The sequence below is a fragment of the Micromonospora rosaria genome (assembly GCF_001567585.1).
Taxonomy (GTDB): Bacteria; Actinomycetota; Actinomycetes; order Mycobacteriales; family Micromonosporaceae; genus Micromonospora; species Micromonospora rosaria.
Genome location: NZ_LRQV01000002.1, coordinates 127452 through 143120, shown reverse-complemented (window position 1 = coordinate 143120; position 15669 = coordinate 127452). Strand labels below are relative to the sequence as shown.

General features: G+C 72.7%; 14 protein-coding genes. 5 read left to right on the top strand and 9 right to left on the bottom strand.

Annotation, left to right across the window (positions count from 1 at the left end):
- Positions 1 to 12 precede the first annotated feature (12 nt).
- Positions 13 to 885, bottom strand: coding sequence for a hypothetical protein (locus AWW66_RS01415; protein ID WP_067359446.1), 873 nt, complete (start codon positions 883 to 885; stop codon positions 13 to 15).
- 285 nt (positions 886 to 1170) lie between these two features.
- Here AWW66_RS01415 and AWW66_RS01410 point away from each other — a divergent pair, with 285 nt between their 5' ends.
- Complete coding sequence (locus AWW66_RS01410; protein WP_169807039.1) at positions 1171 to 2223, top strand: AraC-like ligand-binding domain-containing protein; 1053 nt, start codon at positions 1171 to 1173, stop codon at positions 2221 to 2223.
- Between the two features lie 181 nt (positions 2224 to 2404).
- Here AWW66_RS01410 and AWW66_RS01405 read toward each other — a convergent pair whose 3' ends face one another.
- The 3 genes from AWW66_RS01405 to AWW66_RS01395 form a co-directional block, all read right to left on the bottom strand.
- Positions 2405 to 2773, bottom strand: coding sequence for a histone-like nucleoid-structuring protein Lsr2 (locus AWW66_RS01405; RefSeq protein WP_067359445.1), 369 nt, complete (start codon positions 2771 to 2773; stop codon positions 2405 to 2407).
- Positions 2774 to 3031: 258 nt separating this feature from the next.
- Positions 3032 to 3472: a VOC family protein gene (locus AWW66_RS01400; RefSeq protein ID WP_211271809.1), complete on the bottom strand. Its 441-nt coding sequence runs from the start codon at positions 3470 to 3472 to the stop codon at positions 3032 to 3034.
- A gap of 77 nt (positions 3473 to 3549) precedes the next feature.
- Positions 3550 to 4464: an oxidoreductase gene (locus AWW66_RS01395; protein WP_067359444.1), complete on the bottom strand. Its 915-nt coding sequence runs from the start codon at positions 4462 to 4464 to the stop codon at positions 3550 to 3552.
- A 103-nt stretch (positions 4465 to 4567) separates the two neighbouring features.
- On the opposite strand from AWW66_RS01395, the gene AWW66_RS01390 reads away from it, so the two are divergent.
- Positions 4568 to 5392, top strand: a complete 825-nt coding sequence (locus AWW66_RS01390; RefSeq protein ID WP_067359443.1) for a helix-turn-helix domain-containing protein — start codon at positions 4568 to 4570, stop codon at positions 5390 to 5392.
- A gap of 71 nt (positions 5393 to 5463) precedes the next feature.
- On the opposite strand, the gene AWW66_RS01385 is transcribed toward AWW66_RS01390, so the two are convergent.
- The 4 genes from AWW66_RS01385 to AWW66_RS33310 all read right to left on the bottom strand — a co-directional run bounded on the left by AWW66_RS01385 (position 5464) and on the right by AWW66_RS33310 (position 11607).
- Positions 5464 to 6093: a hypothetical protein gene (locus AWW66_RS01385; RefSeq protein WP_067359442.1), complete on the bottom strand. Its 630-nt coding sequence runs from the start codon at positions 6091 to 6093 to the stop codon at positions 5464 to 5466.
- A 43-nt stretch (positions 6094 to 6136) separates the two neighbouring features.
- Positions 6137 to 8551 (bottom strand): family 43 glycosylhydrolase, encoded by a 2415-nt coding sequence (locus AWW66_RS01380; RefSeq protein ID WP_067359441.1) that lies wholly within the window; start codon positions 8549 to 8551, stop codon positions 6137 to 6139.
- Between the two features lie 163 nt (positions 8552 to 8714).
- Positions 8715 to 11165 carry a glycoside hydrolase family 43 protein gene (locus tag AWW66_RS01375; protein WP_067359440.1) on the bottom strand — a complete coding sequence of 817 codons (2451 nt, stop codon included), beginning with the start codon at positions 11163 to 11165 and terminating at the stop codon, positions 8715 to 8717.
- Complete coding sequence (locus AWW66_RS33310; protein WP_157527057.1) at positions 11101 to 11607, bottom strand: glycoside hydrolase family 2 TIM barrel-domain containing protein; 507 nt, start codon at positions 11605 to 11607, stop codon at positions 11101 to 11103. The genes AWW66_RS01375 and AWW66_RS33310 overlap by 65 nt, the downstream gene beginning before the upstream one ends.
- Before the next feature lie 576 nt (positions 11608 to 12183).
- Between AWW66_RS33310 and AWW66_RS01370 the strand changes: the two genes are divergently transcribed.
- The 3 genes from AWW66_RS01370 (at position 12184) to AWW66_RS01360 (ending at position 14772) form a co-directional block, all read left to right on the top strand.
- Positions 12184 to 12474 (top strand): ABC transporter permease, encoded by a 291-nt coding sequence (locus AWW66_RS01370; RefSeq protein WP_067359439.1) that lies wholly within the window; start codon positions 12184 to 12186, stop codon positions 12472 to 12474.
- Positions 12475 to 12565: 91 nt separating this feature from the next.
- Positions 12566 to 13891, top strand: a complete 1326-nt coding sequence (locus tag AWW66_RS01365; RefSeq protein ID WP_067359438.1) for an enolase C-terminal domain-like protein — start codon at positions 12566 to 12568, stop codon at positions 13889 to 13891.
- Positions 13888 to 14772 carry an amidohydrolase family protein gene (locus AWW66_RS01360; RefSeq protein WP_067359437.1) on the top strand — a complete coding sequence of 295 codons (885 nt, stop codon included), beginning with the start codon at positions 13888 to 13890 and terminating at the stop codon, positions 14770 to 14772. Before AWW66_RS01365 ends, AWW66_RS01360 begins: the two co-directional genes overlap by 4 nt.
- Here the strand turns inward: AWW66_RS01360 and AWW66_RS01355 are convergent.
- Positions 14718 to 15485: a FadR/GntR family transcriptional regulator gene (locus AWW66_RS01355; RefSeq protein ID WP_067359436.1), complete on the bottom strand. Its 768-nt coding sequence runs from the start codon at positions 15483 to 15485 to the stop codon at positions 14718 to 14720. The two genes, AWW66_RS01360 and AWW66_RS01355, sit on opposite strands and share 55 nt — an antisense overlap.
- Positions 15486 to 15669 lie beyond the last annotated feature (184 nt).

The window sequence follows — 15669 nt, the reverse complement described above, 5'->3', positions numbered from 1 at the left end:
GGCCGCCCGGCGTCAGGCGCAGATCGCGTACGCGTGGACCGCCCAGTTGCTGGCGAGCCCGTCCTCGTCCTCGGCGGCGGTGGCCCTGACCTGGGTGTCCGAGAGCAGGTCGAGGCCGGTCACCCGGACCTGCCCCGCGCCGCTGACGATCTCCCCGCCGAGACCGTGCACGCGCGTGCCGGGCGGGCAGGTCGCCACCGTGGACTTCGATCCGACCGAGTCGAGCAGGCCGAACCCGGCGACCCGGACCAGCCCGGCCGGCGGCGTCACGCAGACCACCTGGCCCCGGAGCTGCCACGCGCCGGCGTACCCGTTGCCGTCCTCGATCCCGGTGAGACTGACGGAGGTGAGGTCGGCGCTCGGCCGCAGGTCGTCCACCACCACCTGGCCGAGGCCGCCGTTGACCTCCACCCCGAGGCCCAGCACCTGCTTGCCGGGCGGGCAGTCCACGGTCAGCGTCTTGCTGCTGACCGAGTCCCAGACCGTGACGCCCTCGGCGTGCTCCCACCCGGCGGGTGGCTGCGCGCAGAGCGCGGTGGCGGTGATCGACCAGGTGCCGGCGAAGCCGTTGTCGTCCTCGCGACCGGTCACCGAGTACACGTCGGTCGCCCCGAAGACCGGCACCATCGTGTCCATCACCACCTGGCCGGCGCCCCGGTCGATCCGGCCACCGCCGGCCACCAAGAAGGTGTCGGCGGGGCAGGACGCCTGCCAGGTCTTCCAGTCGCTGTTGCTCGGGCCGGTGCTGGTGACCCGGGTCAGGCCCGGGAGGGCGGCGGCGGCCGGCGCGGCCAGCGTCGCCTGGGTCGCCAGGACCAGGGCGGCGGTGAGGGTCAGCGCCAGGGCGGAGCGCCGGGCGCGGGCACTGCGGGATCGGACGTGCATCAGACGACCTCCTGGGATGGTCGGCTCGGTCGGCGGGCGGGTCGGGCCGGCCGCCGGGTCGACGACGGGACTGAGCTGGATGTGATCGGGGGAGCTGGCCGGCGGTGCACGTCCGGCATGTCGACGGTACGAGACACCGTCCACAGTCGACCCGTCGTCGTCGGTCGCGCCTTCGGCGGGCGGGCGGGACGGCGGGTCGCGCTCCGAGGCCGGCATCGCACCGGGGCGGTCTTTGCGGTCGGTGTGCTGTCAGTCGCACACGGTGAGGGCTATGGTCGATGCCTGGTGTCCACACCGTTCGCGGCGAAACGACCGAGGGGGAACGACGTGCACGGCAACGACCTGTCGGTGAGCACCCAGGACCACCCGCCGGGCGACCGGGTCGACTACTGGCGTTATCTGATGGCCGAGTCCCTGGTGCCGATGGATTTCCAGACCGACAGGTCGACCGCATTCAACGCCTCGGCGCGAATGGTCGACCTCGGGGACGTCACCCTGTCCATCTACCAGTTCCCGTCGCTCCGGGTCATTCGCAGCCCCCGGATGACCACCTCGTCGGACCCCGAGATCTACAAAATCAGCCTGCCCCTGCGCGGGAGCGGCGTGATCGAGCGGGACCGGCAGTCCTGCACGTCCGGCCCCGGTCAGCTCAGTTTCCTCGACGCGGCGAGTCCGCACGAGGTCACGTACGTCGAGGATGCCGCAGGTCGGGGCAGCACCGCCCTGGCCGTCCAGTTTCCCGGCTCGATGCTCCCGTTCCCGGCCGACCAGGCGAGGCTCCTGCACGCGACGTGCCTCGCCGGGGGCGACGACGGCATCGCCGCCCTGCTCGCCAACCATCTGGTCACCGTCGCCCGGCACGTCGACGAGTTCACGCCCGGTGACGCGGTCCGGGTCGGGGGCATCACCCTCGATCTGGTGTCGGCCGTCATCGCGAACCGTCTCGACCGGGTGTCCGCGCTACCGGTCGAGACCCGACAGCAGGCGTCCTACCGCCAGGTGCTCGCGTTCATCGAGTCGCACCTGGCCGATCCCGCGCTCGGTCCCCCGGCGATCGCCGCCGCCCACCACCTGTCGCTCCGCAGCCTGCACCGGCTGTTCGCCCAGCAGGGCCGTACCGTCAGCGGGTGGATCCGGCAGCGCCGGCTCGAACGGTGCCGGCGTGACCTGGTCGACCCCCGGTTGGCCCACCGTCCGGTCAGCGCCGTCGCCGCCCGGTGGGGATTCCGCAACAACGCGCACTTCACCCGGCTCTTCACCGCGAGTGTCGGCATGAGCCCGTCGGCCTACCGGCGGCACCAGCAGCTCGCCCGGCAGCGGCCTCCCGGCGAAGACTGACGCATCGGAGAGCGGGGAGGGTGACCCCACGGTGCGGACGCCCCCGTCACCGGTGCCCGCCGCCCTGGCGTCCTGACCGCCCCGGGCCACGAACGCATCCGTGGTGGGCGACACCGACGCCAGGGCGGAACCGTCACCCCGGCAGCCCGTCCCCACACCGCGAGCCTTCGCGGTCACGGCACTAGTGACCGGCCTTCGAGTGGTACTCGTCGACGATCTCCTGCGGGATGCGGCCCCGGTCGGAGATGTCCCTGCCGGACTTCTTGGCCCAGTCCCGGATCGCCTTGTTCTGCTCCCGGTCGGAGGTGGCGCGCCCCCGGGCGCCGGCCGGGGCAGCCGCGCTGCGGGCCGCGCGACCGCTGACGATGCCGCCCCGGCCGACCTTGGTGCCGTGCGCGGTGTACGGGGCGAAGGCGTCCCGCAACTGCTGCGCGTGGGCCGCCGACAGGTCGATCTCGTACTGGACTCCGTCCAGGGCGAACCGGACGGTCTCGTCGGCGTCCCCGCCGTCCAGGTCGTCAATGAGTTTCTGGATGATCTGCTTGGCCACGTGCTATTCCTTCCGCACTTCGATGAGTCCGCCCAGCACAATAACCGGCGCGACCCCCACAACCAATGAGGAAGCACAAAACACTGCCGTGGCGAGCACTTCACGACCACGTTTTCACATCGACGGGATCCGAACTCAGCGACGAAAATCGTCGCTTCCCGCCGGGAATCGACACGGTGGGTGCGGTGTGGTGCGCGGCCCGTTACCGCAGCCCGCCGTGCGGGAGCTGGGACGTCATTCGCACACCCAATCGCCGGATCAGCCGATCTGTTCGGCCAGCGCGACGATGATGCCCGCCGGGCCGCGAAGGTAACAGAGCCGATAGGCGTTCTCGTACCGCACCACCTCGCCGAGGAGTTCGGCGTCGTGGGTGCGCAGGCGGGCGATGGTGGCGTCGATGTCGTCGACGGTGAACATGACCCGGTGCAGGCCCAGCGTGTTCGGCGGTGGAGGCGGTGACCCGGCGCCGACCGGGGCCGGGGTGTGGTATTTCGTCAGCTCCAGCCTGCCGTGGCCGTCCGGGGTCCGCATCAGCACGATGTCGCTGCGGAGGCCGTCGAGCCCGACGGTACGGTCCGCCCAGGGGCCTTCGATCCGCGCCTGGCCTTCGGGTTCCAGGCCGAGGTCGGTGAAGAAGGCGACGGCGGCCTCCAGGTCGTCGACGACGACGGCGACGTTGTCCATCCGCACCACGGTCATGTGGCCGAGCATACAAACCGTGGCGGGGCCGCCGGCCCCCCCCGACCGGAGACGGTGTGCGCAGGTCGGACCGGGTCTCAGAGGTACGCGACGCCGGTGAGCCGGGCCGCCTGCGCCCACATCCGCCGCCCGTTCCCCGGGTCGCGGGCCGGCGCGCTCGCGCGTACCTCGGTGACCGGTCCCCGGATCTCCTGGAAGCCGCGTGGCCCGAAGAACTGCCCCCCGCGTACCCCGGGGGCGGTCGCCGCGCACAGTTGCGGCCGGGCGCCCTCCCGCACCGGGCTGACCAGCAGCGGGTTGAGCCGGCCCACGGCGCGCAGCAGCGCGTTCCGGTTGGCCAACGCGCGCGGGGTGAGGTTGGTGTGGGTCATGCCGGGGTGGGCGAGCACGCTGATCACCGGTGATCCCGCGGCGCGCAGCCGGCGGTCCAGTTCCAGGCCGAGGATGGTGGCGACGAGCTTGGACAGCGAGTACGCCCGGGGCCCGGTGTAGGACCGCTCGGACATCAGGTCACCCAGGTCGAGGCCGCGCCGCCGGTGCACGATCGACGACACGGTGACCACCCGGGCGGCCGTGCCGGCGGTCAGCCTGTCGAGCAGGAGCCCGGTCAGCGCGTACGGCCCGAGCGCGTTGGTGCCCATCTGCGGGTCGAACCCGTCCACGGTCAGGGGCGGGCGGGCACCGGTCAACGCCACCCCGGCGTTGTTCACCAGGAGGTCGAGGGGGCCGGTCAGGTCCTCGGCGAAGGCCCGGATCGAGGCGAGCGAGGCCAGGTCCAGCGCCCGGACCTCGACCTCGGCGCCCGGTGCGGCCCGCCGGATCGTGGCGGCCGTCTCCTCGCCCGCCGCCACGTCGCGTACCGCGAGCACCACGGCGGCCCCGTGCCGGGCCAACTCCATCGCGGTGACCCGCCCCACGCCGGAGTTCGCCCCGGTCACCACCGCGCGTCGGCCGTGCTGGTCGGGGATCAGGTCTTCGGTCCACGTCTGCATGTCCCGGGACGGTAGGGACCCGCGCCGACGGCCGGAGAGACCTGGCCGACCTGGGACCACGGGACCTACCCTGCGACGGGATCGCGGCGGCACACTGGATGTCGTGACGACCACGGCCTACGCGCGCGAGTTGGCTGACTTCCTGCGGAACCGGCGGTCCCGGCTGCGCCCGGAGGACATCGGTCTGGCGCCCGGCCCCCGCCGTCGGGTCGCCGGTCTGCGCCGGGAGGAGTTGGCCCTCCTCGCCGGGGTGAGCACCGACTACTACCAGCGCCTGGAACAGGGCCGGGACGTGCGTCCCTCCGCCGACGTGCTGACCGGCATCGCCCGTGCCCTCGCCCTGAACGCGGAGGAGACCCGGCACCTGCTCGCCCTCGCCCGCCGGGCGCAGCGCCCGCCGAGACCCCGGCGGCGGACCCGCGAGACGGTCCCGGAGAGCACCCGCCGGCTGCTGCACAGCCTGCACACCCCGGCCGTGGTGGTCAGTCGTCACCTGGACCTGCTCGCCTGGAACGGGATGGCCGCCGCGCTCTACCCGGGCATCGGGCCGGGCAACGCGCTGATCGACATGTTCACCCACGCCGAGGTGCACGGCCGGTGCACCGGCTGGCGGGAGACGGTGCTGGACTACCTGGGCTTCCTGCGCGCCGCGGTCGCCGCCGACCCGGAGCACCCCCGGGCCCAGGAGATCGTCGGCACGCTCACCATCCGCAGCGAGGAGTTCCGCAGGCTCTGGGCCCGCCACGACGTGCGCGAGTCGGTCAACGGCAGCAAGACGTTCCGGCATCCGCAGGTCGGCGAGCTGCACCTGGACTGGGACGCCTACACGCCCCCGGGGCGTACCGGGCCGATCCTGATCGCCTACACCGCCGCGCCCGGCAGCGCCGACGCCGAGCGGCTGTCCCTGCTCGCCGCGTACGCACCCTGAGGCGGCCGGGTCGCCGGCCGGCCCCCGGGACGGTACGGGTGGGGCCGCCGCCACGGCCCCACCCGGCCGGCTCACTCGAACAGGGACAGCGTCAGGGTCGAGGTGTACGCACCGGCGGCCACGTCCGCCGGGGTCCGCAGGAACAGGTCCGCGTCCACCGAGTACGCGGCACCGGCGACCGTCCTGGAGTCGAAGGTGGAGACGAGCAGCTCCTGGTCGACCAGACCCGAGTTGTTGCCCGGCTGCGTCGGCTCGTCGAGCACGGTGACGACCTCTTCACCCTCGCTGACCAGTCCGGTGTCGCCACCGTCGATCAGCCGTGGCTTCCAGCCCAGGTGCCCGGCGCCGATCGGCGCCTGACCGTCGCGTCCGACGAAGTCGGTCGCGCTGCCCAGCACCGCCCACGCCGCCTGCTCCGGCACCTCGTCGGGCCGCCGGGTGTCGGTGACCGTCACCGTCGGCAGGCCGCCGACGAACTGGCGGACCAGCAGCGTCGAACCGTCCTCGGAGAGCGTCACCGAGTCGCCGGCGATCGACATCGCGAGCACTCCCGGCTCGGTGATCTCGTCGATCTCCACCGTCACCGTCACGTCGCCGCCGCCGGGCTCGGCCCGGGCGGGCGACGGCATCGCCACCGTCCCGACCAGCAGCGCACCCGCTGTGCCGGCCGCCGCCAACCGTCTGTGACTCCATGTCTTCATCCGCTGCTCCCTGTGCTCGGTCGTGGTCAGGTGGTGGGGTGGGTCAGCCACCGCAGGCGATGGCCGGGTACGGCACGGTGCGGACGGTCGTCACGTCCCGACCGTCGACCGTCCCGGTGACCCGGACGGTCGCCGAGCCGGCCGCGACCGCCGTGCTCCGCGCGCTGAACTGCTGGAAGGCGTGGGCGCCCGGTGCGACGTCCGCCACCGACCGCCGGCCGTACGCCGTCTCCAGGACGACGTCCACCGCCGTGTCGTGGTCGTTGCGGGCCTGCACGGCGACGTACCCGGTGCTGCCCACGCAGCGGGCCTGGGCGGTGACCGTGACGGGCGGTTCCGCGCCGGTGCCGGCCGCGAAGGCCCAGGTGTCGATCTCGAACAGGTCGGTGCCCGCCGGCCCGGCGTAGGTGAAGTAGACGTCGTGCACACCGGTCACGCCGTCGAGCGCGGTGGTCAGCTCCGTCCACTCGCCGAGCGGCCCGTCGACCGGGATGGTCGCCACCACCGGCGCGGTGACGGCACCCAGCCGGAGCTGGATCGTCCCGCCGGCCACCAGCGGGCGGACCTTCGCCGTCAGGCTCCCGGCGCCGGCCCCGAAGTCGACCGAGGAGAGCGCCGTCCAGTCGCCGTTGTCGATGTCGCGGACCACCAGGTTGGGCGCCTCGGCGCCGAACTGGGCCGACCCGCCGTCGATCTTCGCGGTGGCGACGCCCTTGCTCCAGCCGAAGGTCTCCGCCTCGAAGACCCGGTACGGGTCGAAGTTGCGGACCTGGTCGACCCCGGCGTAGGTGCCGACGACCTGCTGGATGGTGCCGTCCTCGGTGAAGGTCAGCTCCTGGATGTGCGGGCTGCGGTACCCCTGGGTGGTGTTGCCGTTGATGCGCTTGTTCAGCGTCGGGGCGTGGTACGTGAAGTAGTGCCGCCCCTCGTACTCGAACACCGACTGGTGGTTGTTGCCGCCGGTGCCCGCGCCGAAGAACTGCGACTGGTTCGGGAACAGCACGCCCGCGTAGGTCTCCTTCGGCCACGACATCGGGTCGTCGGAGATCATGTAGCCGATCTGGCCCCCGCCCGGGTAGCCGGGCAGCGGCGTCTGCGGGCCACCGAAGTCGTTCCCGCCGAAGTGCGACGAGTACGACAGGTAGTACTTCCCCTCGCGCTTGAACACCTGGGCCGCCTCGAAGGCCACCGGGGCGTCCACCACCGCCGCCGTGCCCTCGGTCGACACCATGTCGTCGCCGAGCCTGATCGCCCGCAGGTTCTTCGGGTTGTTGAACCGTTCGGCCGGCGGCATGCTGGTCGACGCGGGACCGCCGCCGAAGTAGAGGTACGCCTCGCCGTCGTCGTCCACCAGCGGGGCCGGGTCGAACTTCCAGGCGACCGCCTCGGCGCCCGGGGTGCGGCCGTCGATCAGCGTGCTGGTCCGCTCGCTGGTCCACGGGCCGACCGGCGACGCACCGGTGATCACGTTGCTCGACCCACCGCCGTTGGCGTAGTACAGGAAGAACTTCTCCTGGCCGTCGACCACCTTCCTGGCCATGCCGGGCGCCCACGAGTTGGTGGTGAACGGCGCGACGCCGTTGGGCCCCGCGACCTGGATCTCGCCGTGGTCCGTCCAGTTCACCATGTCGGTCGTGGAGAGCACGGTGATCTGGTTGATGTGGCCGTAGTTGATGGCCGGCGAGATCCCGGTGACCGGGTCGGGCGCGTACCCCTGGGTGTCGTTGGTCAGGTAGAGGTAGACCCGGCCGTCGTGGACGAAGCCGTACCCGTCGGCGCCGAACTTGTGGCCGATCACCGGGTTGTGCTCCCCGGGCAGCTTGCCGACCACCTCGATGGTCTTCGACGGCGCGGCGGGCGGGGCCGCGCCGACCACCGACACGTCGTCGAGGGTGAAGTCCATCAGGTGCAGGTCCGGATCGGCGGCCGGGTTGCTCGTCCAGGGCGTCTCGAAGAAGAGCCGCGCGGTCGAGACGCTCTGGCTGGCCGGGACGGTGAACTGCCCGTCGAACTGGGCCCACTGGCCCCGGTTCGCGGTCACGGAGACCAGGTTGGTGTACGTGGACCCGCCGTAGTGCATCGTGGCGAAGAACTGCTTGGTGGCGGGCGAGGCCGGGTTCTCGTACTTGATCCGGGCGGTGAGGCGGTAGGTCTGCCCGGCCTGCACCTTGCCGGAGAGGTCCTGCATCGGGCCGGAGCCGGTCGTCGCCCGGTCGGTGACCCGCACCGCGCCCGACCCGGACCAGGCGTCCGTGGTGGGCGACAGGGTGGCGCCGTCGGTGGCGTTGCCGTTGTTGACGAACCAGTTGGCCAGGCCGTTCTCGAATCCGCCGTTGACGACGAGATCGGTCTCGGCGGCCTGCACCGGTGCCGCCGCGACGGCTCCGGCCAGCATCATGCCGGCCGTCGCGATCGCGGCGACCCGTCGTCGGGTCGTGCCTCGTGGGCGCTGTGTCACGGGATGTCCTCCTTCGTGTGGTGACGGGCAGGAAAGTTCGTCGGCGACCCGGGGCCGGTGCGGGGGACGACGTCGACCGGGTACGGCGCGGTCCCCGGCACGTCGACCACCGGCTACGAGGGCCGGGCCGGGAGCCCGGCCGCGCCGTCGGCGTCGGCCGCGGTCACGGCGTCCGCCGGGGGGCGGCGGCGCAGGTGACGGCGGGATACGCCACCTCGCGGACGGTCGTCACGTCCCTGCCGTCGACCGTCCCGGTGACCCGGATGGTCGCCGTACCGGCCGGGGCTGCCGTGGACCGGGTGGTGAACTGCTGGTAGGCGTTCGCGCCCGGCGCGACGTCCGGCACCGACCGTTGGCCGTACGCCGTCTCCAGCACCACGTCGACCGGCGCGGTGTGGTCGTTGCGGGCCTGCACCGCCAGGTACGCGGTACCGGCGACACACCGGGCCTGCGCGGTGACCGTGACCGGCACCTCGGGCGGGGCGCTCCGGAGCACGGCGAGCCGGGCCAACTGGTAGCTGAGGGCCCGTTCCGGCGCGTCGATTTGGTTCTGGGTGCCGAACCGGCCGGCCCGTGCCGTCGTCGCCGCGGTGAGCGCCGCCCGCATCGCCGCCCAGGCGTCGGCGGGGTGGTCCGACTCGTCGAGGGTGGCCGCGTAGGCGATGGCCGCGTCGAGCGCCGCCGTGGTCAGCGGCCGGTTCTGCGCGGTGAGCGTGTCGCTGAGCAGGTAGTGGTCGAAGTCGACGTGCCCGCCCCGCTGCTGGGTGGCGTAGGTGAACAAGCCGACCCGGTGCCCCATGAAGTGGGCGAGGCTGCCGTCGAGGGTCTGCGGGCCGACCCGGTTGCCGAGCTGCGCCCAGGTCAACCCGTCGAGGCTGTAGTGGAACGTCGTCCAGAGCTGCCCGGTCGGGGCGGCGAAGTCGAGGTCCGCCTTGACGTGGACCTCGGTCGCGTCGCCCAGCGGCACCGTCGTGCCCGGCAGGAAGTTCTCCAGCGTCGCCTGGTCGAGGTCGACCGCGAACGGCTGCCCCCGGTTGACCACGCCGAGGGTGTTCACCCCGCCGACGCGCTTGACCGCCACGTACGAGAAGCCCCGGTTGTAGGCGGCCAGGCCCGCGACGTCGCCGTCCCTCATCCCGGAGATGTCCATCCGGGTCTCGGCCGACTGCCGGGGCCCGAACGTCCGCTGCGAGAGCGTGTTGCGGGCCTCCTCGAACCAGGCCAGCTCGGCCCGGTTGGAGAGCTTGGTGTAGACGTAGTCGCCGGTGACCACCTTGCCGGTGGTCAGCCGCAGCCAGCCCGCCCGGTCGGTCAGCGACCAGTACCGGTTGTCCGGGGCGTGGTTCCACTCCCAGGCCATGTCCAGCCGCGACCCGTTGGGCCTGATCTCGTCCTCGTGGGGGTGCTCGGTGGTGAGCGGCTGCCCGGCGACCGGTGGCGGCGGGATGGTCCACTCCTCGTCCAGGTACGCCTTGTGCGGCGCGTCGTTGGCGAAGTCGTCCGAGACCACGATGGACTTCTGCCGCTCGAACCGCTCCTGTTCGGGGCTGAGCGTGATCGGCTTGGCGAACGCGCCCTCCACCGGTACCACGCCGTTGGTGCCGAAGGTCGGCCAGCCGTCCTCGGACCAGGTGGCCGGGATGAGGGCCGGGATGCGCCCGATCGGGAAGGTGTCCCGGAAGAACATGCCGTGCCAGTCGGTCCGGCCGTCCTCCCGCGCGATCGGCACGAGGCTGCCCTGCGCGAAGCCGTTGGAGTTGAGCACGCCGCGTGCCTCGTAGGTGTTCACCCCGCCCTCGGAGGTGTGACGCCCGAGCAGCTCGGGGGAGCGGAGCATGACCACCTGGCGGCCCTGGCCGGAGGGCCAGGTGATGACGACCACGTAGTAGTGGCCGTTGATGTAGGAGAACTGGGCGCCCTCGAAGAGGCCGCCGATGAAGGGCTGGCCCGCGTAGTCGTTCGCGGTGAAGACGTTCGGGTAGTCCTGCACGATGGCGGTCAACCCGGGGTTGAGCCGTACCGCGCTGATGTTCGCGTTGCCGTAGAAGATGTACGGCGTGCCGTCGACGTCGAAGAAGAGCGACGGGTCGTGCAGGCCCCGGCCGAGGGCGGTGCGCTGCCACGCCCCGTTCTCGATGTCGTCGGTGCGGTAGATGTACGCGCCGCCGAGGTTGTTGGTGTTGAAGGCGACGTAGAACATGCCGTCGTGGTACCGCAGCGACGACGCCCACTGGCCCTGGCCGTACGAGTTCTGGCCGTTGCGCAGCGAGAACGAGTCGCCGATGCTCGCCCGGTCGAAGACGTAGTTGACGATCTCCCAGTTCACCAGGTCGTACGACTTCATGATCGGCGCACCGGGGCTCAGGTGCATCGTCGTGCTGATCATGTAGTAGATGTCCCGGCCCTCGGCGTTCTCGGCGGCCGGGACCCGCTCCACGCCGATGTCCGGCACGTCGGCGCGCAGCAGCGGCACCGTGTACGTGCCGTCGCCCCGGTCGGTCGACGTGTACGACGGGCGGGGCGACCAGGGATCGGCGGCGTGCGCCGGGTTACCGGGGGACACCAGGCCGGCCCCGAGGAGCACGCCCGCCGCCAGGATTGAGACCGCGCGCATGCGGCGGGACGGGCGCGGGCCCGGCGGGGGTCGGAGGCGGCCCGGCGAGGGGATCAGCGCCCGGACCGCGACGGCGGCTTTTCCCAGGCGGGACCGGGTTTGGCGGGGGGAGACAGGAGGGCCGTGGGACACCTGCATGGCGAGCTCCAGACGCGAGCATTGCGGGAGTCACTATGATGTGAGCGTTAACATCGATCGTCAAGGTTTCTGGCGAGACTGATCCGAAATGTCCCCGTAACAACCCTCGGCGGCTCCGCCGGGCCGGCTCCGGCCGGGGCTCGGCCGCGCTGGAGGTGGGAACGCCGGTCGGGGTTGCCGGAGAAGGTCGGGTGTCGCCCCGGTGCTGGATGATCCGGGTCGGGTCGGTCCACCGGATCCAGTTACGCATGGTGACGAAACTGCTGCCCGTGCCGGCCTCGTTGCCCGGCGGCCAGATGACCACGCATGGATTCCCGGTGCACCATGGCGACGGCCCGGTCGAGGACGGGTGCGGTCCGGTCGGTCCGGGAGGCCGGGGGTTCCATCACCCCGGGCTCTGGTCATCGCGCGATCGTCGATGTTAGCGTTCACCTACCGCCGCCCCGCGAGTCGGCTCCCGGCGACCGCTCGCCGGATGCTCCCGCCGCGGGGCTTCCGGCGCGGGGCTGGGCGCGGCAATACATACGATGAATTCCGTCCAGCCGTGCGGTCGTTCGCTCAACCTTCCGTCACTTTCAGGTGCTCCTCCGGATGTCAAGCCATTGACGGTTGACGTTACCCGCGCTTAACATCTGATGTCTGAGCCCGGTGCCCCCGGCACCAGCCACCCGCGTGGAGGGCTGCCCATGTCCCGTCCCCCGCACGACCCGGTCAGGTGCCGGCGGCCCGGCACCGTCGCCAGTGGACCGACGCTGGACGGCGGGGTGGTCGCGGCCGGGCCACCGCCGGCGCGGTGCCGCCGGGCGACCCGCGCCGGCCCGCTCGGCAGACCCGCCGCCGGCTGACCCCTCGTCGCCGACCCCGACCTGGAGGTACCACGATGAACCGAAGGGCTCTGCTGATCAGCGGCCGGCTGGCGGCGGTGCCGTCGGCCCAGGGCAGCGGGGCCATCTTCCAGGTCTTCGCGGCGGCGGTGATCGGGGGCGTCAGCCTCAACGGTGGCCGGGGCAGCGTCTTCGGGGCCTTCACCGGCGTGTTGCTGCTGTTCATGATCATCAACGTGTTGACCCTGGCGGGCGTACCCGCGCAGTGGACGAACTTCCTCAACGGCACCGTCATCCTGGTGGCCCTGGTGGTCTCCCGCATCACCGGAGGTACGGCGCAGACCTGAGCCGGGCGGCCCGCCGGCCGGGCCGACCCGCGAGACGACCACCAGCCCGCCCCCTCCCCAGGGGTTCCCGCCCCTTCCTCCAGGAGATCCGGTGACCGAGCGCATCTCGTCCGTGACCACTGTCGACGTCCGTTTCCCCACCTCCCGGCACCGCGACGGGTCGGACGCGATGAACCCCTTCCCGGACTACTCCGCCGCCTACCTGGTGCTGCGGACCACCAGCGGGGCGGAGGGCCACGGTCTGGTCTTCACCGTCGGCCGGGGCACCGAGATCCAGGTGGCGGCCGTGCGGTCGCTCGCCCCGATGGTCGTCGGCCAGCCGGTCGACGAGCTGGTCGCCGACCCGGGCGCGCTGGCCCGGCGACTGGTGGGCGACAGCCAGATCCGCTGGCTGGGCCCGGCGAAGGGGGTCGTGCACATGGCCGCCGGCGGGCTGGTCAACGCGGTGTGGGACCTCGCCGCGCGGCGGGCGGGCAAGCCGCTGTGGAAACTGCTGGCCGACCTCACCCCGGAGCAGATCGTGGCGCAGGTCGACTTCCACTACCTGCGCGACGCGCTCACCGAGGGGGAGGCGCTGGCGCTGCTGCGCCGCGCCGAGCCCGGCCGGGCGCAGCGGGAACGCCTGTTGCGGGCCGAGGGCTACCCGGCGTACACCACCACGCCCGGCTGGCTGGGGTACGACGACGAGAAGCTGGCCCGACTCTGCGCCGAGGCGGTCGCCGACGGGTACCGGTTGATCAAGCTGAAGGTCGGCGGGAACCTGGCCGACGACGTCCGTCGGATGGGTATCGCCCGGCGGGCCGTCGGGCCCGGGGTCCGCATCGCGGTCGACGCCAACCAGATCTGGGGCGTCCCGGAGGCGATCCGCTGGATGGGCGAGCTCGCGGAGTTCGACCCGTACTGGATCGAGGAGCCGACCTCACCGGACGACGTGCTCGGGCACGCGGCGGTCCGCAAGGCGCTCGCCCCGGTCCGGGTGGCCACCGGCGAGCACGTGCACAACGCGGTGATGTTCAAGCAACTGCTCCAGGCCGACGCGGTCGACGTGGTGCAGATCGACGCCTGCCGGGTGGCCGGGGTCAACGAGAACCTGGCGATCCTGCTGCTCGCCGCCAGGTTCGGGGTGCCGGTCTGCCCGCACGCGGGCGGGGTGGGGCTCTGCGAGCTGGTGCAGCACCTGGCGATGTTCGACCTGGTCGCGGTCAGCGGCAGCACCGAGGACCGGGCCATCGAGTACGTGGACCACCTGCACGAGCACTTCGTGGACCCGGCCCGGGTCCGGGGTGGGCGCTACCTCGCGCCGACCGCGCCCGGCATGAGCGCGGAGATCCACGCTGCCTCGCTGGCCGACCACCGGTACCCGGACGGTCCCCGCTGGGCGACCACGCCGGCGGCGGCGGGGACGGCATCCGCATGATCATCGACGCGCACCACCACCTGTGGCGGCCGGAACGCGGGTACGCCTGGCTCGACGATCCCGGGCTGGCCGCCATCCGCCGGCCGTTCACCCCGGCGGACCTGGTAGCCGAGGTGACCGCGACCGGCGTGCGCGGCACGGTACTGGTCGAGGGTGGACGCTGCCACCCCGACGAGGCGGCCGAGTTCCTGGGTTACGCCGCCGACACGGAGCCGATCCTCGGTGTGGTGGCCTGGCTCGACGTCGCGGCCGACGACGTGGCCGCCACCATCGCCCGTTACCGCCGGATGCGCGGCGGTGACCTGCTCGTCGGGGTCCGCTCGCAGGTGCAGGGGGAGGCGGACCCGGACCACCTCGACCGGCCGGACGTGCGGCGCGGGCTGGCCGAGGTCGCCGCCGCCGGACTCGTGTTCGACCTGGTGATCCGCGCCGACCAGCTACCGGCGGCGGCCCGCGCGGCCCGGGCGGTGCCGCACCTGCGGTTCGTCCTGGACCATCTCGGCAAGCCCCGCATCGACGCCGGGGCGGCGGGGCTGCGCGACTGGCGTGGGCCGCTGGCCGCGCTGGCCGCCAACCCGAACGTGACGGGCAAGCTCTCCGGCCTGGTCACCGAGGCCCGGCCGGACTGGTCGGTGGACGACCTGCGCCCGTTCGTCGCGGTGGCGGTCGAGGAGTTCGGGGCGGATCGTCTGATGTTCGGCTCGGACTGGCCGGTCTGCCTGCTCCGGTCGGACTACCCCGGGGTACGCCGGGTGTTGACGGCGGCGTTGCCGCCGCTGACGCCCCCGGAGCGGGCGGCGGTCTTCGCCGGCACCGCGATCCGCACCTACGACCTGGCGCGGCGGGTCGGGGGGCCCGCCGTCGCCGCGTCGGCCCCGTGACCCCGGCCCGCCGGGGGGCGGCCCGCCCCGGCCTGGGCGGCGAGCACCGTGCGCAGCCACGCCTCGGAGGTGTTGACGTGCATCAGCGCGCTGGCCTGGGCCAGCAGTTGGTCGCGCGAGCGCAGCGCGAGGTAGATCGCCTGGTGCTCGTCGATGGTGGTGTGCGCCGCGTTGCCCTCGATCAGCCCGCGCCACACCCGGGCCCGCAGCGTGCGGCTGGACAACCCGTCCAGCAGCGAGGTGAGCGCCTCGTTGCCGGTGGTGGCGATGACCGTGTGGTGGAAGGCGGTGTCGAAGCGGATCAGCTTCTCGGCGTCGTCGGCCGCCGCCCGCATGTCCTCCAGGATCCGTTCGAGTTCGTCCAGCCGGGCGTCGGTCATCCGCAGTGCGGCCAGCCCGGTCGCCACCGGTTCCAGCAACCGGCGGACCTCCATCACCTCGAGCAGAGTGTCGTCACGCAGCAGCTCCACCGCCACCCCGACGCCCTCCAGCAGCAGCCGGGGCGCGAGGCTGGTCACGTAGGTGCCGTCCCCGCGCCGGACGTCCAGCACCCGGGCCGACTCGAGCACCTTCACCGCCTCCCGGACCCCGCTGCGGGAGAGTCCCATCTGTGCGGCGAGCTGCGGCTCCGGGGGCAGCCGCGCGCCCGGCGGCAGCTCGCCGCTCTGGATCATGCTGCGGATCCGCGCGATCGCGTCGTCGGTCAGTGCCATGCACGCCCCCTTCGGACCGGTCCGGCGAGCGCCGCCACGGTGGACCCGCCGCCCCCGGCGGCCCCCACCAATATAGAGACGTCGGACGTTTGCCGCCGTCGCGGTTTCCGGGGCCGCCGGTACCCGCCGGGCGTGCCGGCCGCGTACCCGCGCGGCCCGGGAAGCCGTCGCCGACCCATCGAGG

Excerpts from the sequence above, each read along its gene's own strand:
- AWW66_RS01415 (WP_067359446.1), bottom strand. The coding sequence starts at position 885 with ATGCACGTCCGATCCCGCAGTGCCCGCGCCCGGCGCTCCGCCCTGGCG.
- AWW66_RS01355 (WP_067359436.1), bottom strand. The coding sequence starts at position 15,485 with ATGGCACTGACCGACGACGCGATCGCGCGGATCCGCAGCATGATCCAG.
- AWW66_RS01370 (WP_067359439.1), top strand. The coding sequence starts at position 12,184 with ATGAACCGAAGGGCTCTGCTGATCAGCGGCCGGCTGGCGGCGGTGCCG.
- AWW66_RS01385 (WP_067359442.1), bottom strand. The coding sequence starts at position 6,093 with ATGAAGACATGGAGTCACAGACGGTTGGCGGCGGCCGGCACAGCGGGT.
- AWW66_RS01375 (WP_067359440.1), bottom strand. The coding sequence starts at position 11,165 with ATGCGCGCGGTCTCAATCCTGGCGGCGGGCGTGCTCCTCGGGGCCGGC.
- AWW66_RS01360 (WP_067359437.1), top strand. The coding sequence starts at position 13,888 with ATGATCATCGACGCGCACCACCACCTGTGGCGGCCGGAACGCGGGTAC.
- AWW66_RS01400 (WP_211271809.1), bottom strand. The coding sequence starts at position 3,472 with ATGACCGTGGTGCGGATGGACAACGTCGCCGTCGTCGTCGACGACCTG.
- AWW66_RS01395 (WP_067359444.1), bottom strand. The coding sequence starts at position 4,464 with ATGCAGACGTGGACCGAAGACCTGATCCCCGACCAGCACGGCCGACGC.